Origin of the sequence: Mesorhizobium sp. M1328, from assembly GCF_040318075.1 — a bacterium.
Taxonomy (GTDB): Bacteria; Pseudomonadota; Alphaproteobacteria; order Rhizobiales; family Rhizobiaceae; genus Mesorhizobium.
Genome location: NZ_JAMYLO010000003.1, coordinates 116,406 through 140,695, shown reverse-complemented (window position 1 = coordinate 140,695; position 24,290 = coordinate 116,406). Strand labels below are relative to the sequence as shown.

Annotated in this window: 24 protein-coding genes, 2 tRNA genes and 2 pseudogenes; 15 read left to right on the top strand and 13 right to left on the bottom strand. The window is 62.5% G+C overall.

Annotated features, from left to right (window positions below):
- The first annotated feature begins 54 nt into the window (after window positions 1–54).
- The 3 genes from NKH23_RS09200 to NKH23_RS09190 all read left to right on the top strand — a co-directional run bounded on the left by NKH23_RS09200 (window position 55) and on the right by NKH23_RS09190 (window position 2,015).
- A complete protein-coding gene (locus tag NKH23_RS09200) occupies window positions 55–300 on the top strand; it encodes a zinc-finger domain-containing protein (protein ID WP_254820632.1) in 246 nt (81 codons plus the stop codon).
- A gap of 19 nt (window positions 301–319) precedes the next feature.
- Window positions 320–1,555: an FAD-dependent monooxygenase gene (locus NKH23_RS09195; protein ID WP_352911317.1), complete on the top strand. Its 1,236-nt coding sequence runs from the start codon at window positions 320–322 to the stop codon at window positions 1,553–1,555.
- A gap of 241 nt (window positions 1,556–1,796) precedes the next feature.
- Window positions 1,797–2,015, top strand: coding sequence for a hypothetical protein (locus NKH23_RS09190; protein WP_352911320.1), 219 nt, complete (start codon window positions 1,797–1,799; stop codon window positions 2,013–2,015).
- Here the strand turns inward: NKH23_RS09190 and NKH23_RS09185 are convergent.
- Window positions 2,016–2,686 (bottom strand): annotated as a pseudogene (locus NKH23_RS09185) (TIGR02117 family protein).
- 104 nt (window positions 2,687–2,790) lie between these two features.
- Between NKH23_RS09185 and NKH23_RS09180 the strand changes: the two are divergent.
- The 3 genes and pseudogenes from NKH23_RS09180 to NKH23_RS09170 all read left to right on the top strand — a co-directional run bounded on the left by NKH23_RS09180 (window position 2,791) and on the right by NKH23_RS09170 (window position 4,822).
- The gene (locus NKH23_RS09180) at window positions 2,791–3,054 is read left to right on the top strand and encodes a metal-sensing transcriptional repressor (RefSeq protein WP_352911326.1); all 264 of its coding nucleotides are present in this window, start codon (window positions 2,791–2,793) and stop codon (window positions 3,052–3,054) included.
- Window positions 3,051–4,079, top strand: coding sequence for a cation diffusion facilitator family transporter (locus NKH23_RS09175; RefSeq protein WP_502908324.1), 1,029 nt, complete (start codon window positions 3,051–3,053; stop codon window positions 4,077–4,079). The genes NKH23_RS09180 and NKH23_RS09175 overlap by 4 nt, the downstream gene beginning before the upstream one ends.
- A gap of 30 nt (window positions 4,080–4,109) precedes the next feature.
- A pseudogene (locus NKH23_RS09170) lies at window positions 4,110–4,822 on the top strand (HoxN/HupN/NixA family nickel/cobalt transporter).
- Window positions 4,823–4,896: 74 nt separating this feature from the next.
- Here NKH23_RS09170 and NKH23_RS09165 read toward each other — a convergent pair.
- The gene (locus NKH23_RS09165) at window positions 4,897–6,813 is read right to left on the bottom strand and encodes a multicopper oxidase domain-containing protein (RefSeq protein ID WP_353034580.1); all 1,917 of its coding nucleotides are present in this window, start codon (window positions 6,811–6,813) and stop codon (window positions 4,897–4,899) included.
- Window positions 6,814–7,189: 376 nt separating this feature from the next.
- Between NKH23_RS09165 and NKH23_RS09160 the strand changes: the two genes are divergently transcribed.
- The 3 genes from NKH23_RS09160 to NKH23_RS09150 are packed head-to-tail and all read left to right on the top strand — an operon-like array spanning window position 7,190 to window position 9,352.
- The gene (locus tag NKH23_RS09160) at window positions 7,190–7,342 is read left to right on the top strand and encodes a hypothetical protein (protein WP_352911333.1); all 153 of its coding nucleotides are present in this window, start codon (window positions 7,190–7,192) and stop codon (window positions 7,340–7,342) included.
- A 47-nt stretch (window positions 7,343–7,389) separates the two neighbouring features.
- Entirely contained in the window at window positions 7,390–8,898 is a 1,509-nt protein-coding gene (locus tag NKH23_RS09155; protein WP_352911334.1) for a multicopper oxidase family protein, read from the top strand.
- Window positions 8,899–8,911: 13 nt separating this feature from the next.
- Window positions 8,912–9,352 (top strand): YqaA family protein, encoded by a 441-nt coding sequence (locus NKH23_RS09150; RefSeq protein WP_352911336.1) that lies wholly within the window; start codon window positions 8,912–8,914, stop codon window positions 9,350–9,352.
- Window positions 9,353–9,469: 117 nt separating this feature from the next.
- On the opposite strand, the gene NKH23_RS09145 is transcribed toward NKH23_RS09150, so the two are convergent.
- The 4 genes from NKH23_RS09145 to NKH23_RS09130 form a co-directional block, all read right to left on the bottom strand.
- A complete protein-coding gene (locus NKH23_RS09145; RefSeq protein ID WP_031194215.1) occupies window positions 9,470–10,219 on the bottom strand; it encodes an amino acid ABC transporter ATP-binding protein in 750 nt (249 codons plus the stop codon).
- 69 nt (window positions 10,220–10,288) lie between these two features.
- Window positions 10,289–11,446, bottom strand: coding sequence for an amino acid ABC transporter permease (locus NKH23_RS09140; protein ID WP_352911339.1), 1,158 nt, complete (start codon window positions 11,444–11,446; stop codon window positions 10,289–10,291).
- A 4-nt stretch (window positions 11,447–11,450) separates the two neighbouring features.
- Window positions 11,451–12,638, bottom strand: coding sequence for an amino acid ABC transporter permease (locus NKH23_RS09135; protein WP_352911342.1), 1,188 nt, complete (start codon window positions 12,636–12,638; stop codon window positions 11,451–11,453).
- A gap of 63 nt (window positions 12,639–12,701) precedes the next feature.
- A complete protein-coding gene (locus NKH23_RS09130) occupies window positions 12,702–13,730 on the bottom strand; it encodes an amino acid ABC transporter substrate-binding protein (protein WP_352911345.1) in 1,029 nt (342 codons plus the stop codon).
- A 427-nt stretch (window positions 13,731–14,157) separates the two neighbouring features.
- Between NKH23_RS09130 and NKH23_RS09125 the strand changes: the two genes are divergently transcribed.
- The 4 genes from NKH23_RS09125 (at window position 14,158) to NKH23_RS09110 (ending at window position 17,207) form a co-directional block, all read left to right on the top strand.
- Window positions 14,158–15,327, top strand: coding sequence for a cystathionine beta-lyase (locus NKH23_RS09125; RefSeq protein WP_352911348.1), 1,170 nt, complete (start codon window positions 14,158–14,160; stop codon window positions 15,325–15,327).
- Window positions 15,328–15,580: 253 nt separating this feature from the next.
- On the top strand, window positions 15,581–16,252 hold the full coding sequence (locus tag NKH23_RS09120) for an RNA polymerase sigma factor (protein WP_352911351.1): 672 nt from the start codon (window positions 15,581–15,583) through the stop codon (window positions 16,250–16,252).
- 104 nt (window positions 16,253–16,356) lie between these two features.
- Window positions 16,357–16,881, top strand: coding sequence for a DUF4142 domain-containing protein (locus NKH23_RS09115; protein ID WP_352911354.1), 525 nt, complete (start codon window positions 16,357–16,359; stop codon window positions 16,879–16,881).
- Between the two features lie 11 nt (window positions 16,882–16,892).
- The gene (locus NKH23_RS09110) at window positions 16,893–17,207 is read left to right on the top strand and encodes a cupredoxin domain-containing protein (protein ID WP_352911357.1); all 315 of its coding nucleotides are present in this window, start codon (window positions 16,893–16,895) and stop codon (window positions 17,205–17,207) included.
- A 107-nt stretch (window positions 17,208–17,314) separates the two neighbouring features.
- Here NKH23_RS09110 and NKH23_RS09105 read toward each other — a convergent pair whose 3' ends face one another.
- The 3 genes from NKH23_RS09105 to NKH23_RS09095 form a co-directional block, all read right to left on the bottom strand.
- A complete protein-coding gene (locus NKH23_RS09105) occupies window positions 17,315–18,535 on the bottom strand; it encodes an anion transporter (protein ID WP_352911360.1) in 1,221 nt (406 codons plus the stop codon).
- Between the two features lie 58 nt (window positions 18,536–18,593).
- Window positions 18,594–18,670: transfer RNA gene (locus tag NKH23_RS09100), tRNA-Arg, on the bottom strand.
- A 50-nt stretch (window positions 18,671–18,720) separates the two neighbouring features.
- Window positions 18,721–19,026: an ETC complex I subunit gene (locus NKH23_RS09095; RefSeq protein ID WP_023677641.1), complete on the bottom strand. Its 306-nt coding sequence runs from the start codon at window positions 19,024–19,026 to the stop codon at window positions 18,721–18,723.
- 160 nt (window positions 19,027–19,186) lie between these two features.
- On the opposite strand from NKH23_RS09095, the gene NKH23_RS09090 reads away from it, so the two are divergent.
- Window positions 19,187–19,263: transfer RNA gene (locus tag NKH23_RS09090), tRNA-Pro, on the top strand.
- A 123-nt stretch (window positions 19,264–19,386) separates the two neighbouring features.
- Here NKH23_RS09090 and NKH23_RS09085 read toward each other — a convergent pair.
- On the bottom strand, window positions 19,387–20,214 hold the full coding sequence (locus NKH23_RS09085) for an alpha/beta fold hydrolase (protein ID WP_352911363.1): 828 nt from the start codon (window positions 20,212–20,214) through the stop codon (window positions 19,387–19,389).
- 195 nt (window positions 20,215–20,409) lie between these two features.
- On the opposite strand from NKH23_RS09085, the gene NKH23_RS09080 reads away from it, so the two are divergent.
- Window positions 20,410–21,372 (top strand): GlxA family transcriptional regulator, encoded by a 963-nt coding sequence (locus NKH23_RS09080; protein ID WP_353034577.1) that lies wholly within the window; start codon window positions 20,410–20,412, stop codon window positions 21,370–21,372.
- A 387-nt stretch (window positions 21,373–21,759) separates the two neighbouring features.
- Here the strand turns inward: NKH23_RS09080 and hdaA are convergent, their stop codons facing one another.
- Genes hdaA through NKH23_RS09065 form a run of 3 tightly spaced genes read right to left on the bottom strand, consistent with a single transcriptional unit; the run spans window position 21,760 to window position 24,237 of the window.
- Window positions 21,760–22,461 carry a DnaA regulatory inactivator HdaA gene (gene hdaA / locus NKH23_RS09075; RefSeq protein WP_254820322.1) on the bottom strand — a complete coding sequence of 234 codons (702 nt, stop codon included), beginning with the start codon at window positions 22,459–22,461 and terminating at the stop codon, window positions 21,760–21,762.
- 5 nt (window positions 22,462–22,466) lie between these two features.
- Window positions 22,467–23,708: an AI-2E family transporter gene (locus NKH23_RS09070; protein WP_353024974.1), complete on the bottom strand. Its 1,242-nt coding sequence runs from the start codon at window positions 23,706–23,708 to the stop codon at window positions 22,467–22,469.
- Complete coding sequence (locus NKH23_RS09065) at window positions 23,680–24,237, bottom strand: CDP-alcohol phosphatidyltransferase family protein (RefSeq protein ID WP_352911370.1); 558 nt, start codon at window positions 24,235–24,237, stop codon at window positions 23,680–23,682. Before NKH23_RS09065 ends, NKH23_RS09070 begins: the two co-directional genes overlap by 29 nt.
- Window positions 24,238–24,290 lie beyond the last annotated feature (53 nt).

The following is a 24,290-nucleotide window of genomic DNA, read 5'->3' as shown; positions in this document are numbered from 1 at the left end:
TTGCAAAGAGACGGGTTATGATCCAGATGCAACCGACAAGATCAGGAGACGACGATGGCAGGCGGTTCCATTCCCCATTTCCAGAACGATGCGGGCTATCCGGCAATCGACATCGGCGTCAAGGAATTCATGTGCACCGGCGCCAATCCGCCTTTCGATCACCCGCATGTATTTCTCGACATGGGCGACGACAATGAAAAAGTCTGCCCCTATTGCTCGACGCTCTATCGCTATTCGCCGAAGCTGAAGGCATTGGAAACGCAGCCGCCGGGCTGCCTCTATATCGACCAGGCCGCCTGATTCTTCCGCGACAAGCCTGATGCAGGAAACGCAGTCCCGGCAGGTCGTCATCGCCGGGGCGGGCGTCGCCGGGCTGACCGCGGCACTGGCCTTCGCCGACCGCGGCTATCGGATAAAACTGTTCGAACAGGCGCAGCACCTCGAGGCTGCCGGCGCCGGCATCCAGCTTTCGCCCAATGCGACACGCATTCTTCGACAATTAGGCGTACTCGATCGGCTGTTGCCGACGGCGGTGCGGCCGGAGGCGGTCGTACTCAAGGATGCCCCCACGCTGCGCGAGCTGGCGCGCGTACCGCTTGGCCAGGCAGCCGAAACGCGCTGGGGAGCGCCCTATCTCGTCGCCCACCGCGCGGATCTGCAGTCAGCGCTGATGGAGCGGATAGCCGAGCGGCCCGGCATCGAACTTGTCACCGGCGTTCTCGTCGTCAGTGCCGCCGTCAAACCCAATGGCATCGCCGCAACGATAGAGGTTGCCGGCACGGCCATCGAAACGGAAGCATCGTTGCTGATCGGCGCGGATGGCGTCTGGTCGTCGGTGCGAGAAACGCTTGCCCGCAACGCGGCCGAATTCGGTAGTAGCCGGTTTTCAGGTGAGCTGGCGTGGCGCGCCACCGTCGGTGCCGACAGCCCTGCCGGACAAACCTTTGCAGCGATCGGTGCGCCCGATTGCGTTACTGCATTCCTCTATCCCGGCTTCCATATGGTCGCCTATCCGGTGAGCCGTGGCACTGTCTTCAACCTCGCGGCCTTCACCAGGGGCGAGCGCATCGCCGAGGGCTGGTCGGGGCATGCCGACCCCGCCAGCCTCTCAAGCGCCATGCGCGATACCGCGCCGGCGCTGGTCCGTCTGGTGAGCGAGGCCGCGCCGTGGACGGCATGGCCGATCCACACCGTCGAGCAGCGGCGGTGGACGACGCCGGAAGGCATCGCGCTGATCGGCGATGCGGCGCATGCGATGACGCCCTTTGCCGCACAGGGCGCGGCGATGGCGATCGAGGACGCGGCGACGCTTGCCGGCTTCGTTGCCGCTTCGCCAGCCGATCTTGAGGGGGCGCTTGCCGCCTGGGAACAGGCGCGGCGGCCGCGCGTCGCCCAGGTCGCCCGCCGCGGCGCCGTCAACCGCCTCGCCTGGCACGCGGCCGGGCCGGTGGCGATGGCCCGCAACCTGTTCCTGGCGATGCGCTCACCCGAAAAACTCGCCGCCGATCTCGACTGGCTCTATGGCTGGCGGGCGTTGGACGATGGCGCGCGATGATACGCACGACAGGCTGGCGGGACAGCGCCCCTCTCTGTCCTGCCGGACATCTCCCCCACTTGGGGGGAGATTGGCCACCACATATTGCCTTTCGCCAATCTTCAAGGTTGCATGACCTAGCAAGGCACCGAAGCCGCTAATCTCCCCCCTCGTGGGGGAGATGTCCGGCAGGACAGAGGGGGCGCGAAGGAATGAGAGGTTAGCATTCGACAGCAATACCCCCGCCTAGTAAGAACGAGCTATGGCCAAGGTCATCCGATACGCATTTGACCCAACAAATTCGCCTCCGCTGACAGATGTCCAGAAAGCGGAAATCGCAGCGCTGAAAGCACGTTCGACGGATGATGTCGATACGAACGACATCCCTGAATTGACCGAAGAATTCTGGCAGAGCGCTGTCCGAAATCCATATTTCAAGCGGATCGGCCGGACCGCAGAACCGATTGATGAGCCTAAATAGCTAATTGTAAAGCCGCATCGACAGGCCGAGCGAGGCTGGCAGCGGGTTCCACCAGCCGGTGCGCAGGCCGGCCGTGCGCAGTGCCGCCGCCGTCCAGGTGTTGCAGCCGATCAGCGCATTGAAATGGCCATTGGCTTCGAAGAACCGGTCGAAGCGGGAATAGGCCGCATTCTCGATCGGAATGGCCCCGTTCGGCCCCTGCTGGAAGCTTGCCGCAATGTAATCGAGCAGCGCGGTAAAGCGTTCGTCGCCGATGTCGAAGCCGGCGACGTCGGGATGCGGCTCGGCGATTTCGCCGGAAATGTCGACATGCATCACCGAGGCATCGACGGTCAGCGCCTTCATCACCGGCACCGCCTTCAGCGCCGACCAGGTCGGCGTCTCCAGATAGAAGGCGCGGCCGCCCCAGCCGAAGACGACGTAGCGGACCTCCACCATGTCGGCTGTAATCCGGCATCGACCGGGAAATGGAAGCGCCGGCGCACATCGTCGTCGACCGGGATGGCGATGTCGGTGTGGATTGGATTTTGCAGCACCAAGATACGGTGGCTTGCGCCGATCGGATCGGCAACGGCCGCCGGCCAGAGCGGGCGCGGCAGCAGCGTGCCCAGCGCTACCGCTAGCGCTATTGCAACGGCCAGCAGGCCAAGAAAGCGGGCAAGCTTCTTCATGGGAAAGGCATAGAACAAGCAATGCTCAAGGTGAAGCCTCTCCGGAACTTGCGCCACTGACAAAGCGCTTGACGCATATCCTCCCCGGGAGGATATGCTGAGGCATGTCAGATCACCTCCACGCTTCGCATCCTTCCATCATAAAGCGCCTGAAGCGCGCGCAAGGCCACCTCGCGGCGGTGCTGGCCATGATCGAGGCGCGTCGCCCTTGCGTTGATCTGGCGCAGCAGCTTCATGCCGTCGAAAAAGCGATCAGCAGCGCCAAGCGCGAGCTGATCAACGACCACATCGAGCATTGCCTGACGGACAGCGTAGAAACCGGCGGCAACTCGCTGGCGGAACTCAAGCAGCTGGCGAAATATCTATGAATGCCATCGTAGCCCGCATTCTGGACTGGCTCGGGTTCGGCTCGCACGCCGCACATCATCACGGCGGTCACAGTCCGCACGGTCACACCCATGGCGTCATCGATGCGACAATTGCCACCACCGATCGGGGCATCTGGGCAATCAAATGGTCGTTCGTAATCCTGGCCATCACCGCGGCATTGCAGATGGTCGTGGTTGCGTTGTCGGGAAGTGTGGCATTGCTGGCCGACACGATCCATAACATCGGCGATGCGACCACGGCGATCCCGCTATGGATTGCGTTCGTGCTGGCGCGGCGCAAGCCGTCGCGGATCTTCACCTATGGCTTGGGCCGGGTCGAGGATCTGGCCGGCATTATCATCGTGCTCATCATCCTGTTCAGCGCTGTAGTCGCCGCCTACCAAGCCATCGACAGGCTGATTAATCCACAAGTGGTGACACACCTCGGCTGGCTGACGGCGGCGGGCATTGTCGGCTTCCTCGGCAACGAGGCGGTTGCCGTGTTCCGTATCCGCGTCGGTCGCGAAATCAACAGCGCGGCACTGATTGCCGACGGCTACCACGCCCGCACCGACGGACTTACCAGCCTTGCCGTGGTCATCGGAGCCATCGGCGTCTGGCTCGGCTTTTCCTTGGCCGACCCGATCGTCGGCCTGCTGATCACGATTGCGATCTTCGGTATTGTCTGGCAATCGGCCCGCTCGGTGCTGACCCGCATGCTGGATGGAATCGAACCCGGTGTGATGGATGAAATCCGACATGCCGCCGAGCATGTTCCGGGCGCGCATATTGTCGATGCCAAGGCGCGCTGGGTCGGTCATAGATTGCACGCCGACATCGCAATTGCCGCAAACGAAACCCTGCCGCTGTCGGAAGCGAACAAGATCGCGGCAGCGCTGAAGGACGAACTGTCCCAGCATATGCCAGCCCTGGCCGAGGCGAATGTGCGGTTTTCAACCGGACATGGAGAGAACGACCATCCGCGCCCTCACGAGCACACGCATGACCACGGCCAAATGCACTGACGCTCGCCCATTTTTTGCTAGTCTCGTCCGATGTTCCAGACCCTCGTCGAATTTCAGCGCACGATCTACCTGACGCTCGGCGAGCAGATCAAACTGCTTTCGGCCGGAGGCAATTGGCTGGCGTTCATGGCCTTCCTGCCAATGGGCGTCGTGTTCGGGGCTGCCCATGCGCTGACGCCGGGTCACAGCAAGGCCGTCCTGGCGACTTATCTTGCCGGTTCGGATGCGAAGGTCTCGCGCGGCCTGCTCGTATCTATCACGCTGTCGTTCACGCATGTGACGATTGCCGTTCTGATTGCGGCTCTCTCGTTACCACTGGTCTCAATAGCATTGGCAGCGTCGGCCGCGCTCCGCTTCTGGAGCATATCAGTCGCGGGCTGCTCGGCCTCATTGGCGTCTCGATGCTCTGGCGCGCTTTGAGCCACAGCCATCACCACAGACACGAGGGCGAGGCTGTCGGCGTCATGGCAGGCCTGATCCCATGCCCGCTGACGCTTTTCGCGATGACTTTCGCCATCTCCAGGGGTGTTCCGGCAGCGGGCGTCCTGTTTGCCATCACCATGATGGTCGGCGTGGCGGTGACGCTGTCCTGCGTTGCGGTGTTGTCGATCCTGTTTCGGGAACGGCTTGTACAGTTTTTCGCGCGCCAGCCACGGCTGTTCGAAACCATCTCCCGGGCCATCGAGGGCGCCGCCGGTCTCGCCCTTGCCGGAGTCGCTGTCTGGCAGATCACCTCAGCTTGAGGGAAAATTTGGCCCCAGCCACTGCATGGCGTCCGGGCCGGTGCAGCGGTTGGAACGAGCCTAGGCGACGCCGGTCATGTCACATCGATCACGACCATCAGCCCGCCGCCGCCCTTCTCCTCGACATTGTTGTTCGTGGTGTGATGCGGGATATGGCAATGGATCAGCCATTTGCCCGGACGCTGCGCCTTCCAGATCACGTCGTAGCGCTGACCCGGCCCGACATTGACCGTATCGGCAAGGAAACGACCCGAGGCAGGGATCGTCTCGCCGTCGCGGGCAATGACCTCGAACGGCCCGCCATGGATATGCATCGGATGGATGAAGCCGTTGTTGGTGCCGATGAACCGCACCTTGAGCGTCTCGCCGACCTTCATCGGGATCGTCTCGGTCGAGGGATAGGCCTTGCCGTTGATGGTGAAGAAATTCGGCATGCCGCCCTCCATCGGCATCGACGGGTAGGTCAGCCCTTCCCGCACCAGCCACTCCTGAAGCTCGATGACGTAATCATGGTCGGCCGCGACCTCATCGGCGGGATTGGCGGGATCGATGATCAGCGCACCGTAGAGGCCGAGCGCCTGGGTCCGGTCCGGCTTGGCATGGGGGTGGTAGAAATAGGTTCCGTGCTGGGTTGCGGTGAATTCGTATGAATAGGATTGGCCGGGCTCGATCGGCGCCTGCGTGATCTCGGACGGCCCATCCATCTGGTTCGGCAGGATCAAGCCATGCCAATGCACCGTCGTTTCCTCAGGCAGGCCGTTGGTGACGTTGATCCTGACCCGGTCGCCCTGGCGAATGTGAATTCGCGGGCCGGGAATCTGGCCATTATAGGCATAGGCGTCGACCGCGACGTCCGGCAGGATCTGCCAGCGGACCACCGAAGGCCGGAGCTCGAACACCTTGATGCCGTTCTCCATCCGAAACGGCAGGTCCTGGTCACCCTTTGCCGTCAGGCCATAAGAGGCGGCCACGAGGCGCGGATCGGTTGCTGCCATGTCGCGCATCGTATCGGCCGGCGTGTCGCGATCCATGATCATGCCTTGCGGCATGATCACCCCGCCGACGTCGCGTGCCGACAGCGTCAGGTTCAGCCAGTTCGCCGGCGCGACCATGCCGATGGCGAGCGCCAGCAGGGAGACGGCACCTAGGGCAGCGACCTGCGGCGTCGTGGCATCTGTCTCCATGTGATGGCCGCCGCCTTTGCCTTTGTGGGAAGCCATATCGTGGCGCTGTCCGCGACGGCCACTGGCGTCGGCCTGCTGCATCTGCATCTGCGCATGTTGCCTCGTGGCAGGCTGCTCTCGACCATCGATGCCGGCTGCCTGCGCGCGCTGCGTCATCAGCCCATGCTTCAGCCCCCGGGCGACCAGCCAGACATTGGCCGGGTAGGCAAGCGCAAAGCCGGCGATGACACCCATCGACATTACACCCCAGAACAAAAGCTCCGTCGGTTCCATCGCGCGCATGTCGCGGCCCATCATCAGAAAACTCATGACCGGCGCCATGCCGGCCATCATGAAGTTCATCGAGATGAATTCGGGCAGGAAGCTCTTGCGCACGTTCTCCCAATAGGTGCCGCCCATCATCGATTTCATGAACAGCGACTGGAAGATGAACAGGCCGAAGGCAAAGCCGGCGAGATATTCGACGATCAGGTCGATCCACATCGGCAGGCCGAGCGCCGCCGTGACGGCGGCGGCAAGAATGATGCCGGTGGCATCTCCGGCGACGCAGTGGATGGTGGAGCCGACGCCCTGCTTCCAGAGCGGCCGGGTGAAGAGTTCATGCTCGCCCGGCCGGGGCTCCTTGTCGGCGAGCACGTAGAGCAGCAAGCCGAGCGGACCCATATAGAGGGTAACCAGGATGAAGCCCCATTTCATCACCACCGGCTCGGGATTGTTGCGATATTGGTCGAAGCCGACATAAAGCGTCGAAGCCAGCGCCAACGCGAACCAGACGACGAGGAAATAATCGATCGGTTGGATGAGCATCAGGATGAACCCTTGACCTGTCGCCGCACGCGCCCACGCGGCTTGTTATACAACTCCTAATGGCAACAAACGCGGCTGGCGCGCTTATGATCCGCGTCGGCCGTGCTCTGTTCAGGCAGGCCAATTTTTCGTTGTAACCGACTGATCTGCTGACGCCTGCCCGCAGCTCATTTCCGGAACTTTCAGTCTTATCATTGCGGCTCTCCTCTAGTGGGGTCGTTATGAGGCTTCCCATCACAGGAAGGTCAAGGGCTTTTGAGCCACCTCAAATCATCGCCGCCGTGCCGAGGCAGCACATCGCAAATTTGCCTCTTGACCTTCCCGTGATGGGAACCTTTATGTCGTGTGGCAACTGCCCGGTTGGAGTTGCAAGCCCATGACTGCCGTCACTCCTCGAATCCCAGACGAGCCTGTTTCCGCTCCCGCGATTCAGATTGGCACCGAGGGCATGACCTGCGCCTCCTATGTCGCCGGCTGGCATGACGTGACCGAGGCTAATGTCAATCTGGCTACGGAGCGTGCCACCTGAGTTATACCGCGTGCCGACGCGCGTGACCTTAATCTCGGAGACAACACATGGATCGACGCAGTTTTCTGGCGGCAGGCGTTGCCACGGTTCTCGCCAGACCGCGCGCCATCGCCCAGATGAAGATGGACGAGATGCCCGGCATGGATATGGGCGGTCACGCGGGTCACGACATGGGCGCGGCACCAAAAAGCGCGGCCATGCTGCCTGAGGGCCAGGCGTTGCGCGAGTTGCCGCTGCTAGCCAATGAAGCCAATGCGCCGCGCCTGTTCAGAGCAAACCTCACGGCTGAACCCGCCATGGTTCGCTTTGCAGAAGGGCTCGACACGCCAATCCTTGGGTACAATGGCATGAGCCCGGGGCCATTGATCGAGGTGACTGAAGGCGACCGTGTCGAGATTGCATTCACGAACCGAATTCCTGAAGAGACGAGCACCATCCATTGGCATGGCATGCCGGTTCCGGCTGACCAGGATGGCAATCCGATGGACCCCGTTGCGACGGGCACGGAGCGCACCTACAGCTTCGAACTGCCCGAAGGAAGCGCGGGTTCGTATTGGTACCATCCGCATCCACACGGCAAGACGGCCGAGCAGGTCTATCGCGGACTTGCCGGCGCGTTCGTGGTCAAGCCGAAGGCGGACCCGATCCCGGCCGAGTATGGCGACACTGTGCTGGTGTTCACAGACCTTCGCCTTGCCGCCGACGGCACCATGCCGGACAACACCATGGTCGATTTGATGAACGGGCGCGTCGGCGATCACGTGCTGGTCAACGGACAGAAAAATCCCGCGCTATCGGTCCCGTTTGGAACAAAGCGGCGATTTCGGTTCTACAACGCGACTAACGCTCGCTTTTTGCGGCTCTCCTTCGACGGCGCACCCATGACGATCATCGGCACCGATGGCGGTCTGCTGGAGGCGCCGGTGGCAGCCAAGGATGTCCTGCTCAGCCCGGCGGAACGCCTTGAACTGATCGTCTCGTTTGAGAAGCGCGGCCCCGTCACCCTGAACACGCTCGACTACGATCGCGGCTGGATGGGCGCAGGCCGCCCCGCCGATGCAGGCCTGACATTGCTTACGGTCAATGTTTCGGACACACCTGCAGAGGCGTTTCCTCCGCTGCCGGAAAAGCTTCGACCAATTGCACAACTTGGCACCCCTGCCGTCAGCCGGCGTTTCGTGTTCACCGAAACGATGACGATGAGCGCGACGGATATGCAGATGGGCTTCCTGATCAACGGCGCGGCGTTCGACATGGGCCGCATCGACGTGGTGTCGAAAACAGGACAGGTCGAGCTCTGGGAAATCGTCAACAATGCCGACATGGACCATCCGTTCCATGTTCACGGGACGCAGTTCCAGGTGGTCGAGCACGAACGTGGTGGGCAGGTCTCGAAACCGGCCCATCTCGCCTGGAAGGACACGGTCAACGTGGCGCGCGGCGAGACGGTGCGGCTCTTGCTGCGCCAGGATCGCCCCGGGCGGAGGATGTATCATTGCCACATCCTGGAGCACGAGCAGCTTGGCATGATGGGCGTCATCGACGTGCAGGCATAGCCGGTCGCTCGACGTGGCTGCACTGGCAATCTATGGCGCCCTGTTCACCAGCGCATTCCTCGCCGCAACCATCTTGCCGATCTCGTCGGAAGTGATGCTCGCCGGCTTGGTTGCCGCCGAACGTGGCGATCCGGTGCTGCTTTTTGCGATCGCCACAATCGGCAACACGCTCGGCTCGGTGGTGAACTGGATGCTGGGGCGTGGCATCGATACGCTGCAATTCAAGCGATGGTTTCCTATCACTCGTGAACGATACCAGCGGGCGAGCCGGACCTTTCGCCGCTTTGGCGCGTGGTTGCTCCTATTCGCCTGGCTGCCGGTCGTCGGGGACGCCTTCACCGTCGCGGCAGGCGCGGCCCGCATGCATCTCGGCGTATTCGTGATGCTTGTCGCATTGGGCAAGGCTGCACGATATGCGGTGATCGTCGCAGGAGGATTGTGGCTGCTAAGATAGTTCCCGATGTTCGCCATCGACCAAAGGGCAGATCCTCCCGAGCATCACCGCTCGTCGAATACGGCCCGAGCAAGACAGAGAGCCCGGTCCGCCGGTCTTGTCCCGAACCGTACAGGATCAGTGCAAGATCTGCGACAGGAACAGTTTCGTGCGCTCATGGCGCGGGTGGTCGAAGAACTCGGCCGGCGTGTTCTGCTCGACGATCTGGCCTTGGTCCATGAAGATCACCCGGTTGGCGACTTTGCGCGCAAAGCCCATCTCGTGGGTGACGCAGAGCATGGTCATGCCCTCCTCGGCCAGCCCGACCATCGTCTCCAGCACTTCCTTGATCATTTCCGGGTCGAGCGCCGAGGTCGGCTCGTCGAACAGCATGATGCGCGGGTTCATGCACAGCGAGCGGGCGATCGCCACGCGCTGTTGCTGGCCGCCGGAAAGCTGACCGGGATATTTGTTGGCCTGTTCCGGAATCTTGACGCGCGTGAGGAAATGCATGGCGATTTCCTCGGCCTGCTTCCGCGGCATCTTGCGCACCCAGATCGGCGCCAGCGTGCAATTCTCCAGGATGGTCAAGTGCGGGAACAGGTTGAAGTGCTGGAACACCATGCCGACCTCTCGGCGCACCTCGTCGATCTTCTTCAGATCGTTGGTCAGTTCCTTGCCGTCGACTATGATCTTGCCCTTCTGGTGTTCCTCCAGCCGGTTGATGCAGCGGATCATCGTCGATTTGCCGGAGCCAGACGGGCCGCAGATGACGATGCGCTCGCCGCGCATCACCTTCAGATTGATGTCCTTCAGCACATGGAATTCGCCGTACCATTTGTGCATGGCAATGATGTCGATGGCGACATCGGTGGTGGAAATGTGCATCTTAGCGGCATTGACCTTGATCTCTTCCGCGCTGACGGCGTTTTCTATGGCCATAACAAGGTCCCCTTTTTAGCGTTTGTGGCCGGTGTCGAGACGGCGTTCCGTGTACATTGAATAGCGCGACATGCCGAAGCAGAACAGCCAGAAGATGAAGGCCGCGAACACCAGGCCGGATCTGGCCGTCTGCGGCGTCGCCCAGTTGGCGTCGGAGAAGTTCTGTTTGACGATGCCGAGCAGGTCGAACATCGAGATGACGATGACCAGGCTGGTGTCCTTGAACATGCCGATGAAGGTGTTGACGATGCCGGGAATGACCAGCTTCAGCGCCTGCGGCATGACGACCAGACCCATCTTCTGCCAGTAGCTGAGGCCGAGCGAGTCGGCGCCCTCATACTGGCCTTTGGGGATCGCCTGCAGGCCGCCGCGCACCACTTCGGCCATGTAGGCGGCGGCAAACAGCGACACGCCGATCAGCGCGCGCAGGAACTTGTCGAAGCTGACGCCGGCCGGCAGGAACAGCGGCAGCATCACGCTGGCAAAGAACAGCACCGTAATCAGCGGGATGCCGCGTACCGTCTCGATGAAGATCACGCACAGCAGCTTGACGATCGGCATGTTCGAGCGCCGGCCGAGCGCCAGCACGATACCGATCGGCAGCGACACGGCAATGCCGACGAAGGACAGGCTGAGCGTCACCAGCAGCCCACCCCAACGCGACGTCTCGACATGCGGCAGGCCGAACATGCCGCCGACCAGCAGAACGAAGGCGACGACCGGCAGCGCCAGGAAGAGAAGGATGGCGTTCAGCCCTTTGCGCGGTACGCGCGGTATGAGCAAAGGCACCAGCAGTGCCACGAACAGAATGGCCACCACGATCGGCCGCCAACGCTCCTCGACAGGATAGGTGCCGAACATGAACTGGCCGAACTTGGCGTTGACGAATGCCCAGCAAGCACCGGTCCAGCCATCTGGCTGGATGCCGCCTTGCGCCACGGTGGCGCAGACCGAGCGGTCCGGTCCGGTCCACTGGGCGTTGATGAAGGCCCAATTGATGATTTGCGGCAGGATCATAGCGACCAGCGCGATGCCGACGATGGTCAAGATGGTGTCGCCCGTGGTGGCAATCAGGTTCTTGCGGATCCAGGCGGTGAGGCCACGCTCGCTCGACGGCGCCGGCTGCGCCAGCGTCATCTCCGTCCGCACCCAGGACATGTCGTGTTCCTGCATGGCCCTACCTCTCCACCAGCGCCATCCTGGCATTGACGACGTTCATGATCGCCGACGTGATCAGGCTGAGCGCGAGATAGACAGCCATCATGATCACCACGCCTTCGACCGCCTGCCCGGTCTGGTTCAAGACAGTGCCGGCAGTCGCCGTCAGGTCCGGATAGCCGATGGCGATGGCGAGCGAAGAGTTCTTGGTCAGGTTCAGATACTGGCTGGTCAGCGGCGGAATGACGATGCGCATCGCCTGCGGCACGACGACAAGCCTGAGGATCGATCCCGAGCGCAGCCCGAGTGCCGCGGCCGCCTCGGTCTGGCCCGTGCTGACGCCCCTGATGCCGGCGCGCACGATCTCGGCGATGAAGGCGGCCGTATAGCAGGACAACGCCAGATAGAGCGACAGGAACTCCGGCCTGACCTGAAAGCCACCGACCAGGTTGAAGGTCGATTGTTTCGGGAATTCGAAGCTCAGCGGAAAGCCGCTCAGCGCGTAAGCCAGCAGCGGCAGGCCGACGATCAACGCTATGGATGTCCAGAGCACCGGGAACGGCTGACCCGTCGCCATCTGCCGCTGTCGCGCCTTGCGGGCGACGAACCAGGCCATGGCAATGCCGAGGAGCAGAGCGACCAGGATCAGCCAGGAGCCTTCGCCCCAGACAGCGCGCGGAAAATAGAAGCCGCGCTGGTTGAGAAAGGAGCCGAACGGCAAATTGATGCTCTCGCGCGGCGGCGGCAGCACAGCAAGCACGCCGGAATACCAGAAGAAGATGACCAGCAGCGGCGGGATGTTGCGGAAGACCTCGACGTAGACAGTGCAGATCTTCCTGATCAGCCAGTTGCGCGACAGTCGGCCGATGCCGACGATGAAACCGATAATGGTGGCGGTGATGATGCCGAAGACGGCAACGATCACGGTGTTGATAAAGCCAACCAGGATGGCTCGGAAATAGGTCGAATCCGACGAATAAGCGATCGCGCTTTCGCTGATATCGAAGCCGGCGCGGCCCTTGAGGAAGCCAAAGCCGGAAGCGATGTGCAAGCGCGTCAGATTGACGAGGACGTTGTGGGTAACCCACCAGACCCCGGCTACAAGCAGGACGAGGACCACTGCCTGAAAGAATATACCGCGGACGCGAGGATCATTGATGAAGGAACCGCGGCTTGGCTCCTCGCGAAGAACTTCCTGCGATGCCATTCGACAGTCCCCTGGAAAGAGAGACCGGAAGGCAGACGATCTGCCTTCCGGATCCATTTTCGATCAGCGGATCGGCGGAGCGTATTGCAGGCCGCCCTTGGTCCACAGCGCGTTGATGCCGCGCGCGATCTTCAGCGGGCTGCCCGAGCCGACATTGCGCTCGAACATCTCGCCGTAATTACCGACGGCCTTGACGATGTTGACGACCCAATCGTTGGAGACCCCGAGATCGGTGCCGATCTTGGTGTCGGCTTCCTGGCCGAGCACGCGCTTGATCTCGGGACTATCCGAGTTCTTCATCTCGTCGACATTGGCCTTGGTGATGCCCAGTTCCTCGGCGTCGAGCAACGCGAAATAGGTCCACTTGACGATGTGGTACCATTGGTCGTCGCCCTGGCGTACGGCCGGCCCAAGCGGTTCCTTGGAGATGATTTCGGGCAACACGACGTGGTCGGCCGGCGCACCGAGCGTCAGGCGGATGCCATAGAGGCCCGACTGGTCGGTGGTGTAGACGTCGCAGCGGCCGGCGTCATAGGCGGCGTTGACCTCTTCCAACTTTTCGAAGACGACCGGGTTGTACTCCATCTTGTTCGACTTGAAATAGTCGGCAAGGTTGAGTTCGGTCGTGGTGCCGCTCTGCACGCAGACCGCCGCGCCCGAAAGCTGCAGCGCCGAGTTCACGCCCGGAAGCTTCTTGGCGTTGATCATGAAGCCCTGGCCGTCATAATAAGTCGTGCCGACGAAGTTCAGGCCGAGTGCGGTGTCGCGATTGATGGTCCAGGTGGTATTGCGCGACAGGATGTCGATCTCGCCCGACTGCAGAGCGGTGAACCGCTCCTTGGCGCTGAGCGGCGTAAACTTCACCTTGGTGCCATCGCCGAACACGGCGGCCGCCACAGCGCGACAGAAGTCCGCGTCGATGCCTTGCCACTCACCCTTGTCGTCCGGCGCCGAGAAGCCGGCCAGACCGGTCGAGACGCCGCATTGGATGAAGCCCTTCGCCTTGACATCGTCGAGCGTGGCCGCCGAGGCCGCCGAAGCCGCCAATCCAAACGCGGCGGCGCCCAAAATGCCGATTGCAATGTGTTTCATGACCCACAGACCCTTTTCTGTTTTTTCCAGGCGAACCTGACTTTTTCCCGTGTGAACGCAGCTATGTATTCCGGCCCGTTACCGGAATCCCGCATCGTAACCGACGCGCTGCCTCCCATTCACGAACAACATCGAAGGCGATTATTCCTGTGAGGTCAAGGGAAATGACCAAATCCGAAAGACTTTGAAAACCCACCGCCTGAAATGCCTGAAATTGCAGACAAACGCGCTCGCAAATTGGTCAGCGCGCCAATAAAGCCGGCAAAGTCCGACCGTGACTTGCCAAGCGCACCTAGCAGCCGCCCAGAGGATCTACGGCGCACTGCTGAATTGGCATATTCAAGACCTTGGCCTGGCGAGTGCGGTGCGGTTGCGCGGCCAATGCCGCCGCACTATGGCTAACGACCTACCCATGGGACGAAAAGCAATGGCAAAAGACGGCAGCGAGACGGGCATCAACACGCGGCTCGCCCATTCCGGCAACAACCCGCATGACTATTTCGGCTTCGTCAATCCGCCGGTGGTGCATGCCTCGACCGTGCTCTATCCCAACGCGGCGACGATGGCTTCACGCAGCCAGAAATACACCTACGGCACGCGCGGCACGCCGACCACCGATGCGCTGAACAGCGCGATCGATGCGCTGGAAGGCTCCGCCGGCACGGTCGCGGTGCCATCGGGCCTGGCCGCGGTGACGCTGCCGCTGCTCGCCTTCCTGTCGGCCGGCGATCATCTGTTGATCGTCGATTCCGTCTATCATCCGACCCGCAACTTCGCCGACACGATGCTGAAGCGGCTGGGCATCGAGGTCGAGTATTACGAACCGCGCATCGGCGCCGGCATCGCAGCGCTGATCAAGCCCAACACCAGGGTGGTGCTCACCGAATCGCCGGCTTCCAACACTTTCGAGGTGCAGGACATACCGGCCATCGCCAAGGCAGCACATGCCGCCGGCGCCATCGTCATGATGGACAACACCTGGGCGACGCCGCTCTACTTCCGCCCGCTCGATCACGGCGTCGACATCTCGATCCATGCGGCGACGAAATACCCTGCCGGCCATTCCGACGTGCTGCTCGGCACGGTCTCGGCCAATGCAGCCTGCTGGAATCAGCTTTGCGAGACCTTCAACACGCTGGGCTGCTGCGCCGGACCAGACGACGTCTACCAGGTGCTGCGCGGCCTGCGCACGATGGGCGTGCGGCTGGAGCGCCATCAAAAGAGCGCGCTTGCTCTCGCCGGCTGGCTGGAGAGCCAGCCGGGCGTGGCGCAGGTGCTGCATCCGGGGCTGCCCAGCCATCCCGACCACGCTTTGTGGAAGCGCGATTTTTGCGGATCGAGCGGCATCTTCTCTATCGTTCTTGCAGGCGGCGGACAGAAGCAGCAGCACGCCTTCCTCGACGCGTTGAAGTTTTTCGGCCTCGGCTATTCGTGGGGCGGCTATGAGAGCCTTGCCGTGCCGGTATTCCTGGGCGACCGCACCATCGCCAAGGGCCCGTATGACGGGCCGCTGGTGCGCCTGCAGATCGGGCTCGAGGATGTCGAGGATTTGAAGGCCGACCTGGCGCGCGGGCTGGCGGCTGCCGCAGAGGCCTGAGCCAGCACCTTTCCAGGCTGAGCCAGGAAATCGGCGTAACAGCCTGGAAAAATTGCGATCCTGAGCGATGTCATGGCGACCGACCAGCCGATGATACGGCGTCTACAAAATAGAAACCCCGGTGTGGTGGAGGCGGTAGAATAGCCTCTGCCGGCGCTTGATGCGGATCGAGGCTGGCCGGCGGATTGGTCGGGAACCTTTTGCCGGCCGATGCATCCAATGTCGCGATGAGAAGCCTATCAGGAGATCGGCCATGCCTGCTGCGTTGACGGCAACGCCCGCCGCTTCCGGCGACATGCAGCTTGTCGGCCGCGCGCTGGCACGCGATGGCGATGCATTCCGCACCATCATCAAGACGCACAACCAAAGGCTCTACCGCATCGCCCGCGGCGTTGTGCGGAACGACAGCGAGGCCGAGGACATCGTCCAGGAGGCCTATGTCAGCGCCTTTGCCCATCTCGAGGCCTTTCGCGGCGATGCCTCGCTCGCCACGTGGCTGTCGCGTATCGTGATCAACGAAGCGCTCGGCCGCTTGCGCAAAAGGCGGCGAATGGTAGCGATGCCTGAAAACCCGCAAGCCGAAATCATCCGGTTTCCCCTCAACCCGAGCGACGATCCGGAGCGGACGATGGCGCAACGGCAGATCCTTGAGCTTGTCGAACGGGCAACCGACAGTCTTCCCGATGTCTACCGGATGGTGTTCGTGGCGCGCGTCATCGAAGGATTGAGCATCGAGGAGACCGCCGAACTGCTTGGCGTGCGACCAGAAACCATCAAGACCCGGCTGCACCGCGCCCGTGCGCTGGTGCGCAAGGCGCTGGACGACCAGATCGGCCCGGTGCTGCCCGACGCCTTTCCGTTCGCGGGCCGGCGCTGCGAACGGCTGACCAATGCCGTGATGCAGCGGCTTGGTCTTTCCGGATAGGTCGCGCCGATTTTCGCGGGAACGTTTGCCGGCGACCTGCATCCAATGAGCGTCACTGAAAACGAAGCCCGATGCAGCTCCGCGTCGGGGTGAAGGAGAGCATCATGTTTATTCGACCGACCGCGGCACTGGCCGCATTTTTGCTGCTTAGCGCAGCGCCCTTGTCGCAAGCTGCCGACAAGCCGACCGATCCGCAGATCGCGCATATCGCCTACACAGCGGGCGTGCTTGACGTCGAAGCGGCCAAGCAGGCGCTGAAGAAATCGAAAAACAAAGAGGTCGTGGATTTCGCCAAGGACATGGTGCAAGATCACGAGGCGGTCAACAAACAGGCTCTCGACCTGGTCAAGAAGCTCAAGGTCACGCCTGAGGACAATCCGACCAGCAAGGCGCTGACCAAGGCGGCGGCCGAGGAACGTACCAAGCTTGCCAAGCTCAAGGGTGCGGCGTTCGACAAGGCCTATGTCGCCAGCGAAGTGGCCTACCACAAGCAGGTCAACGGCGCGCTCGAAACGCTGCTGATCCCGTCGGCCAGCAATGCCGAGCTGAAGAGCCTGCTGGAAACCGGCCTGAAAATATTCCAGGGCCACGAACAGCACGCCGAGCACGTCGCCGGCATGCTGAAGTGAGGATAGGGCCAATGGTGTCGAGGCGGCATCTGTGGGTCGCGCTGGCGCTGACCATCGGCGCCGCGCCGGCCAAGGCCGAAACCATCGAGGTGACGATCGACAAGCTTGTGTTTTCGCCGGCAAGGATCGAGGCGAAGGTCGGCGACACAATCAGGTGGGTGAACAAGGACGTGTTCGCCCACACGGCAACCGTCAACGGCGGCTGGGAAGTGATGATCCTGCCGAAGAAGGCGGCGAGCCTGACGGTGAAGAACGTGGAATCAGTCGATTATTTCTGCCGCTTCCATCCGAACATGAAAGGCCATCTCACGGTGACGTCGCCCTGACAGGCTACTGCATGTCGCGCAAAAGTGTGCAGCGGTTTTGCGATAACGACATGCATAAACAAGAGCCTAAAGCGCGTCGCATGAGGCGGGTCGAATGCGACGCGCTTTTAGGCCGCCAGCCATGCCGTCCCTACAAGAAGCGTGACCAGCGTCAATGGCAGGCCGACCTTGAAGAAGGCGATGAAGCCCAGCGGTTTGCCGGAGACCCGCGCGTGCTCGGCAACGATCAGATTGGCGACCGAGCCGAGCAGCGTGAAATTGCCGGCCAGTGTCGAGCTCATGGCGACGACCAGCCAGGCCCGCTCGGGGTTTTCCAGTCCGGGCACGAACGGCTTCAGCGCCAGCACGGCCGGGACATTGCTCATGATGTTGGACAGCACTGCGGTGAAGCCGGACAGCCGCCAGACATCATTTAGTCCAAGGTCTTTTGCCGAAGCGATGATGTCGGGCGTAAGCAGCGTCTTCTCCGCCCCGGCGACGACGATGAAAAGCCCGGCGAACATGAACAGCAGCGGCCCATCGATCTCGCGATAGATGCGCTCAGGCTTGATGGCGCGGGTCAGCAACAGAATCGCGCCGCCGATCAGCGCCGCCTTGGCAACGGGAACGCCGGCAAAGAAGGCGACCGCCAAACCGATACAGACGACCACCGCCTTGAGCACCTGCCCCGGCAGCATGCGACCGCGATAGACTTCGGGGCTGAGCTCGGCCTTGCGCGAAAATTCGGCGCGGTAGACGATGCGGATGATGACGATGACGGCGACGAGGCCGAACAGGGCCACCGGCGCAAGCGCCGCCGAGAAGGCCGGATAGGAAATCCCCGACAGGGCGCCGATGACCATGTTCTGCGGATTGCCGGTGATGGTGGCGACACTGCCGCAATTGGATGCGGTCGCCGTGGCGATCAGGTAGGGCACCGGGTTGCGGTTGATGACGCGGGTGACGTGGACGACGATTGGCGCCATGACCAGGCAGATGGCGTCGTTGACGAGGAATGCCGACAGGACGCCGGTCAACAGCGTCACCATCACCAGCAGCATGAACGGCGCATGCGCATGCTCGATGGCGAACCCGCCGAGCGCGCGAAAGGCGCCCGACACTTTCAGATGCGCCACGACGATCATCATGCCGAGCAGAAGCGTGATGGTGTCGAAGCTGATGGCGCGGTAGGCGTCTTCCATGTCGAGCGCGCCGATGGCGATCATCGCCGCACCGCCGAGCAGCGCGATGCCTGCCCGGTCGAGGCGCAGCCCGGGTACCCTGCCGACGGCAACGCCGGCATAGGTCAGGACAAGGACCAGCAGTGCCGCCGCGCCCATCGCTGTCATGTTTCGGAAATCCTGTGCGACTGGCGAGTGAACGTGTCCGGAATGGACCTAAAAATATTGGCGATCCCGACAGGATTCGAACCTGTGACCATCGGCTTAGAAGGCCGGTGCTCTATCCAGCTGAGCTACGGGACCGCTGGCCGGCCGCATGACCGGCGGATTGTGCCGGCAGGGCCGGTATGGGATCAATGCGTCCAGGGCGTCCTGCGGTCATAGCGGAAATTCTCCGCATAGGAAATCTGGCGGCGCTTGATTTCCTTCGGCTCCTCGACGCGGAAAGCCAGCCCTTCCTTCTCGGCATAGGCGACCGCCTCTTCTCTTGTGTCGAAGGTCAGCCTGATCTGGCTTCGCATGTCGCCGGACGTGGTGTAGCCCATCAGCGGATCGATCTTCTTGCGCTGCTCCGGATCGAATTCCAGCACCCAATAGCCGGTCTTGGCCTTGCCGGACTGCATCGCGGTTTTGGCTGGGCTGAAAATGCGGGCTGACATGACCACCTCATTGCTGGTTGCAAGCACACGACCCCGACACCAGATTACTGTTCTCTGGCCATGCACTAGCCCGTCATTACTGCGCAATGCCGCCGGCAGCAAGGCCGATGGCTTTTTACGCTTGCTTTGGTGGGCCGAAATCACTAGGCAACAGACCGTTCGGAGTGTAGCGCAGCCTGGTAGCGCATCTGGTTTGGGACCAGAGGGTCGGGAGTTCGAATCTCTCCACTCCGACCATTCATCAAGCGAATCTCGTCGGCAGCGCAAGCGGATCACGCTCGAGCGTGTCTCCGTCGTCGGTCATGCTTAAGCGACGGACGGACAGCACGAGCCCGCGCTGCCCGTCCGACATGCAAGCCGTCAGCCCTGGATGAAGGCCAGCAGATCCGGATTGATGATCTCCGGGTGGGTGGTGCACATGCCGTGCGGTAGGCCCTTGTAGACCTTGAGCGTGCCGTGCTTCACCAGCTTGGCCGCAAGCAGCGCGGAATCGGCGATCGGCACGATCTGGTCGTCGTCGCCATGCATGATCAGGACCGGAACCTCGATCTTTTTGAGGTCGTCGGTGAAATCGGTCTCCGAGAATGCCTTGATGCAGTCGTAATGGGCCTTGGCTCCGCCCATCATGCCCTGGCGCCACCAATTGTCGACGGCGCCTTGCGAAACCTTGGCGCCGTCGCGGTTGAAGCCATAGAACGGGCCGGCCGGCACATCCCTGTAGAACTGGGCGCGATTGGCGGCCAGAGCGGCGCGAAAGCCGTCGAAGACCTCGATCGGAAGACCGCCGGGATTGCTGTCGGACTTGACCATGATCGGCGGCACGGCGCCGATCAGCACCGCCTTGGCAACACGCCCCCCGCCGCCATAAAGCGCGACGTAACGCGCCACCTCGCCGCCACCGGTCGAGTGGCCGATGTGGATCGCATCCCTGAGATCGAGATGCGCGGCCAGCGCCGCCACGTCAGCAGCATAGGTGTCCATATCGTTGCCGGTCGCGGTCTGCGACGAGCGGCCGTGGCCGCGGCGGTCATGGGCAATGACGCGGTAGCCCTTTTCGAGGAAGAACAGCATCTGGTTGTCCCAATCGTCGCCGCTGAGCGGCCAGCCGTGATGGAAGACGATCGGCTGGCCCTTGCCCCAATCCTTGTAGAAAATCTCGGTGCCGTCATGGGTGGTGAATGTGCTCATCGTTCTACTCCTTGATGGAAAGTTGGGGGGTAACACGGAAGCTTTTAGCCCCTTCAGCTGGACAAATTATAACAGCGCGGTCAGGGTGAGCATTGGCAAAACGGACATTCAACGTGGCAAAACTGACAAACGACGGCTGCGCGTGATCTGATCGAAATCGGCCTTGTCTTGTATCCCGGCGTGCAGGAAGCAGCCGTGCTCGGCCTGACCGATCTTTTCATGCTGGCAAACCGGCTGGCTGTCGAGCGGTCGCCGGACGCGCTGAGGCTTCGCGTCAGCCATTGGCAGTGGCAGGAGGCGAGCCAAACGGTCATCCGCACCTTCGACAGCGGGTCCGGTGCTCGCCATGGACCTGCCATGGTCATCTTGCCTCCGACCCTAGGTGATCCGATTCCGCGCGAGGCGGCAGCACCCTATGCCGGCTGGCTCAGGGACCGTCATGCCGCAGGCGCGACGCTCGGCTCGGTCTGCGCCGGCGCCTTCGTGCTTGCCGAGACCGGCCTGTTGTCCGGTCGCGCGGCGACAACGCACTGGGCCTATCGCGACGCGCTGGCGCTACGCTTTCCAGACATCCTGCTCGACGCCGACAGGCTGGTCATCGACGATGGCGACATCATCACCGCGGGCGGCTACATGGCCTGGACCGACCTCGGGCTGAAGCTGGTGGACAGGGTGCTCGGGTCGGCCGTCATGATGGACACGGCGCGTTTCATGCTGGTCGACCCGCCGGGCCGCGAGCAACGTTTTTACAGCCCGTTTGCGCCGCGGCTGACCCATGACGACGAAGCGATCCTCAAGGTGCAGCATTGGCTTCAGGCGAACGGCGCGCGCGACGTGACGCTCGGCGCCATGGCCGAGCATGCCGGGCTGGAGGAGCGGACTTTCCTGCGCAGGTTCCGCAATGCCACTGGCCTCAGGCCGACGGAATATTGCCAGCACCTGCGAGTCGGCAAGGCGCGCGAGATGCTGGAAACCACGATACGGTCGATCGACCAGATCGCCTGGGAGGTCGGCTATGACGATCCCGGCTCCTTCCGCAAAGTATTCGCCAGGATAACCGGGCTGGTGCCCGGCGATTATCGCCGGCGCTTCGGCGCGGAACGAGCGGTGGTTGCAGGCGGCGATCGGGCTGAAGCGATAGCGAGGCTAGAGCAATGACCGATCGACCAAGCACGACCTGCGATGAGTGCGGCAGTACATACTTCGCCGACAGCAGTGCAATGGCCAGTGCCGAATGCGCATCTTGGCTCTATGGATATCCAAACTGCCAGCATCATTTCGAAAACGGCCGATGCACGGTCTGCGGGTGGGACGGCTCTCAATCAAAATACGTCGCCGACCTCGCTTCCAGGCGAGACCGATAGCGATCGGGATTGCCGCATGACGGCAAGCTCGCCGGGCGAGAACCCCAACCACCCATCTCCCGGCGAGCCCACTAACCTGATTTGATACGCAATCAGGACCGGGATTAGCCGGCAAGCTCTTTGCTGCAAGACAGATGCCAGCCTTTTTTCTCGAAATGGGACAGTGGCGGAACTGGAATCGTCAAATCTCGAACTCGCCCTGCCCTTCGTCCATGGCGCTGACCGTCTCGGCTGCCAGGGCGCGGGTGATCGGCGTCTTGCGCTCGAGCGCGGTGCGGTCGAGCCGTTCGACCACCCGCATGGCGGTGGCCAGCGAGCGTTCGATGCGGCGCACCAGATATTGCACGACATGCGGCTCGACCTCGACCTGGCGGTCGGCGAACAGCTTTGTGATGACGCCGGCCAGCAGAAGATCGTCGGGTTCGTGGATCTCGACGGTCGCCGCCGCCTTGAGCCGCGACGCCAGGTCGGGCAGCCTGACACCCCAGGCGGATGGAAAGCGCCGCGCCGTCAACAGCAAGGTCGAGCCGGCGCCGCGCACCGCGTTGATCAGGTGGAACAGACCGTGCTCGTCGACCGGGCCGGCGTCGACATCGTCGATCAGGGCCGGATGCGCGCCGAGATTTTCGATGCAGTCGCCGATGCGGCCTGCCTCCACTTTCACCGCGTCGGCGCGGGTCCGCCAGATCGAGGCCAGATGGGTTTTCCCCGAGCCGGCCGGCCCGGCCAGCACAACGACCGGCGACGGCCAGTCCGGCCAGCGGTCGACAAGCGCCGCCGCCTGGCTGTTGGTGCTGGAGACGACGAGCTCGTCGCGCGAATAGCCGGTGCCGTGGCCTAGATCGAGCGGCAATTGACGCGGCGGATCGATCTTGTCCGGCATCTGGCTCAACCGCGCGTGCCCCCGCGGCGGCGCACCTGCAGCGGCGGCACCGGCTCGTCGGCATGGCCCTTGTAGAGCGGCGATTCGAGATAGCGCGCGATGGCGAAGCGCACCAGAACGGCAACGGCGGCGGAAGCCGGTACGGCAATCAGCAGGCCGACGAAGCCGAACAGCGCGCCGAAGGCAAACAGCGCAAACATCAGCCACACCGGATGCAGGCCGACGCTTTTGCCGACTAGCCTGGGCTGCAGGATGTTGCCCTCGATGAACTGGCCGACGAAGAACACGCCGGCCACTGCCGCGACCATGGTCCAGTCCGGCCAGAACTGGACGAAGGCGACGCCGACGGCCAGCACCAGGCCCGTCAGCGAGCCGACATAGGGGATGAAGGAGATCAGCCCGGCGAACAGGCCGATGAGGATGCCGAAATTCAGTCCCGTCAGCGTCAGCCCGGTGGCATACATGGCGCCGAGCACCAGGCACAGCGTGCCCTGGCCGCGCACGAAGCCGGCGGTCGCCGTGTTGATGTCCCTGGCGATCGTCCTGACGGTCTTGACATAGTCGCGCGGCACCCAGCTGTCGACGATTGTCACCATGCGGTCCCAGTCGAGCAGCATGTAGAAGGCGACGACCGGCGTCACCACGAACAGGCTGATGACCGAGACCAGCGCCACGCCGGAGCTCCAGATCGAGGTGAAGACAGTGGTCAGGAGGCCGAAGCCGGAGGTCAGCAGCGAGTTCAAGCCTTCGCGCAGGCCGTTGGCGTCGACGCCAAATTTCTCTTCCAGCCATTTCGGGTCGAAGCTGGTGATCAGGCCTTGCAGCCGAGTCAGATAGTCCGGCAGCTTACTGGCGAAATCAGCCATCTGCGAGGCGAGCACCGGAACCAGGATGACGACGGCCAGCACCAGGACGACGATGAAGGCGATGAGGATGACCACCGTCGCCATCAGCCTGGACAGGCCGAGACGCTCCAGCCGGTCGGCGACGGGATCGAGGAAATAGGCGAGCACCATGCCAGCGACGAAGGGTAGAAGGATGCCGCTGAAGACATAGAGGAAGACGGCGAGGATGATGGCGCTGACCAGCCAGAAGCGGATCTGGCGGCGAAACGACGCCGATGCCGCAGCCTCCGCTGCCGCGGCTTCGGCCTCGGCGTCGATGGACCGTTCGTCAGGTGCCCGGTGTTCAGGTGCCCCGTGTTCAGGTGCCCCGCGTTCAGGTGCCGGGTGTGGAGCCTTCGCCATAGCCGCTCATATGCCTCAGCCAAGCCACGAGATAGGCCGCGGCCGAAGCCACGGTCAAGACCCCGGACAGCAATATGAGGGCCGGCCTCAGCGGATCGAGACTGATGTCAAAGGCGAGTTCGCCAAGCACCACCGCCGCCAGCACGATCTGGATCGCAGTATTGGCCTTCGACACCAGGAGCGGCTTCATCTCGACGGGATGCGCCATGACGGTGGACAAAAGCACGGCGCAGACGATCAGCGCGTCGCGCGACACCATGGTGATGACCAGCCACAGCGGCAGTTCGCCGCTGAAGCCCATGACCACGAAGACCGAGACGAGCAGCAGCTTGTCGGCCATCGGGTCGAGATAGGCGCCGAGCCTGGAAAACTGATTGAAATGGCGGGCAATGAAGCCGTCGACGCCATCTGAAATGCCGGCAATGAGGAAGCCGGCAAAGGCCCAGTCCCAGCGTTCCTGCAGCATGGCCAGCACCACGGCCGGCACCAGCACGAAGCGCATGATCGTGATCATGTTGGGGATGGTCAAACGCATATCCCGTCGCACTTGTTTGTCGATACATGATCGAGATGGAGGGTTAC

Bases quoted from the DNA above. Each gene is read 5' to 3' on its own strand.
- NKH23_RS09190 (WP_352911320.1), top strand. From the start codon at position 1,797: ATGGCCAAGGTCATCCGATACGCATTTGACCCAACAAATTCGCCTCCG.
- NKH23_RS09130 (WP_352911345.1), bottom strand. From the start codon at position 13,730: ATGAAACACATTGCAATCGGCATTTTGGGCGCCGCCGCGTTTGGATTG.
- NKH23_RS09165 (WP_353034580.1), bottom strand. From the start codon at position 6,813: ATGCTCATCCAACCGATCGATTATTTCCTCGTCGTCTGGTTCGCGTTG.
- NKH23_RS09095 (WP_023677641.1), bottom strand. From the start codon at position 19,026: ATGTCAGCCCGCATTTTCAGCCCAGCCAAAACCGCGATGCAGTCCGGC.
- NKH23_RS09070 (WP_353024974.1), bottom strand. From the start codon at position 23,708: ATGGCGAAGGCTCCACACCCGGCACCTGAACGCGGGGCACCTGAACAC.
- NKH23_RS09135 (WP_352911342.1), bottom strand. From the start codon at position 12,638: ATGGCATCGCAGGAAGTTCTTCGCGAGGAGCCAAGCCGCGGTTCCTTC.
- NKH23_RS09145 (WP_031194215.1), bottom strand. From the start codon at position 10,219: ATGCACATTTCCACCACCGATGTCGCCATCGACATCATTGCCATGCAC.
- NKH23_RS09160 (WP_352911333.1), top strand. From the start codon at position 7,190: ATGACTGCCGTCACTCCTCGAATCCCAGACGAGCCTGTTTCCGCTCCC.
- NKH23_RS09195 (WP_352911317.1), top strand. From the start codon at position 320: ATGCAGGAAACGCAGTCCCGGCAGGTCGTCATCGCCGGGGCGGGCGTC.
- NKH23_RS09085 (WP_352911363.1), bottom strand. From the start codon at position 20,214: ATGAGCACATTCACCACCCATGACGGCACCGAGATTTTCTACAAGGAT.
- NKH23_RS09140 (WP_352911339.1), bottom strand. From the start codon at position 11,446: ATGCAGGAACACGACATGTCCTGGGTGCGGACGGAGATGACGCTGGCG.
- NKH23_RS09180 (WP_352911326.1), top strand. From the start codon at position 2,791: ATGTCAGATCACCTCCACGCTTCGCATCCTTCCATCATAAAGCGCCTG.
- NKH23_RS09125 (WP_352911348.1), top strand. From the start codon at position 14,158: ATGGCAAAAGACGGCAGCGAGACGGGCATCAACACGCGGCTCGCCCAT.
- NKH23_RS09110 (WP_352911357.1), top strand. From the start codon at position 16,893: ATGGTGTCGAGGCGGCATCTGTGGGTCGCGCTGGCGCTGACCATCGGC.
- NKH23_RS09200 (WP_254820632.1), top strand. From the start codon at position 55: ATGGCAGGCGGTTCCATTCCCCATTTCCAGAACGATGCGGGCTATCCG.
- NKH23_RS09175 (WP_502908324.1), top strand. From the start codon at position 3,051: ATGAATGCCATCGTAGCCCGCATTCTGGACTGGCTCGGGTTCGGCTCG.
- NKH23_RS09105 (WP_352911360.1), bottom strand. From the start codon at position 18,535: ATGACAGCGATGGGCGCGGCGGCACTGCTGGTCCTTGTCCTGACCTAT.
- hdaA (WP_254820322.1), bottom strand. From the start codon at position 22,461: ATGCCGGACAAGATCGATCCGCCGCGTCAATTGCCGCTCGATCTAGGC.
- NKH23_RS09115 (WP_352911354.1), top strand. From the start codon at position 16,357: ATGTTTATTCGACCGACCGCGGCACTGGCCGCATTTTTGCTGCTTAGC.
- NKH23_RS09120 (WP_352911351.1), top strand. From the start codon at position 15,581: ATGCCTGCTGCGTTGACGGCAACGCCCGCCGCTTCCGGCGACATGCAG.
- NKH23_RS09155 (WP_352911334.1), top strand. From the start codon at position 7,390: ATGGATCGACGCAGTTTTCTGGCGGCAGGCGTTGCCACGGTTCTCGCC.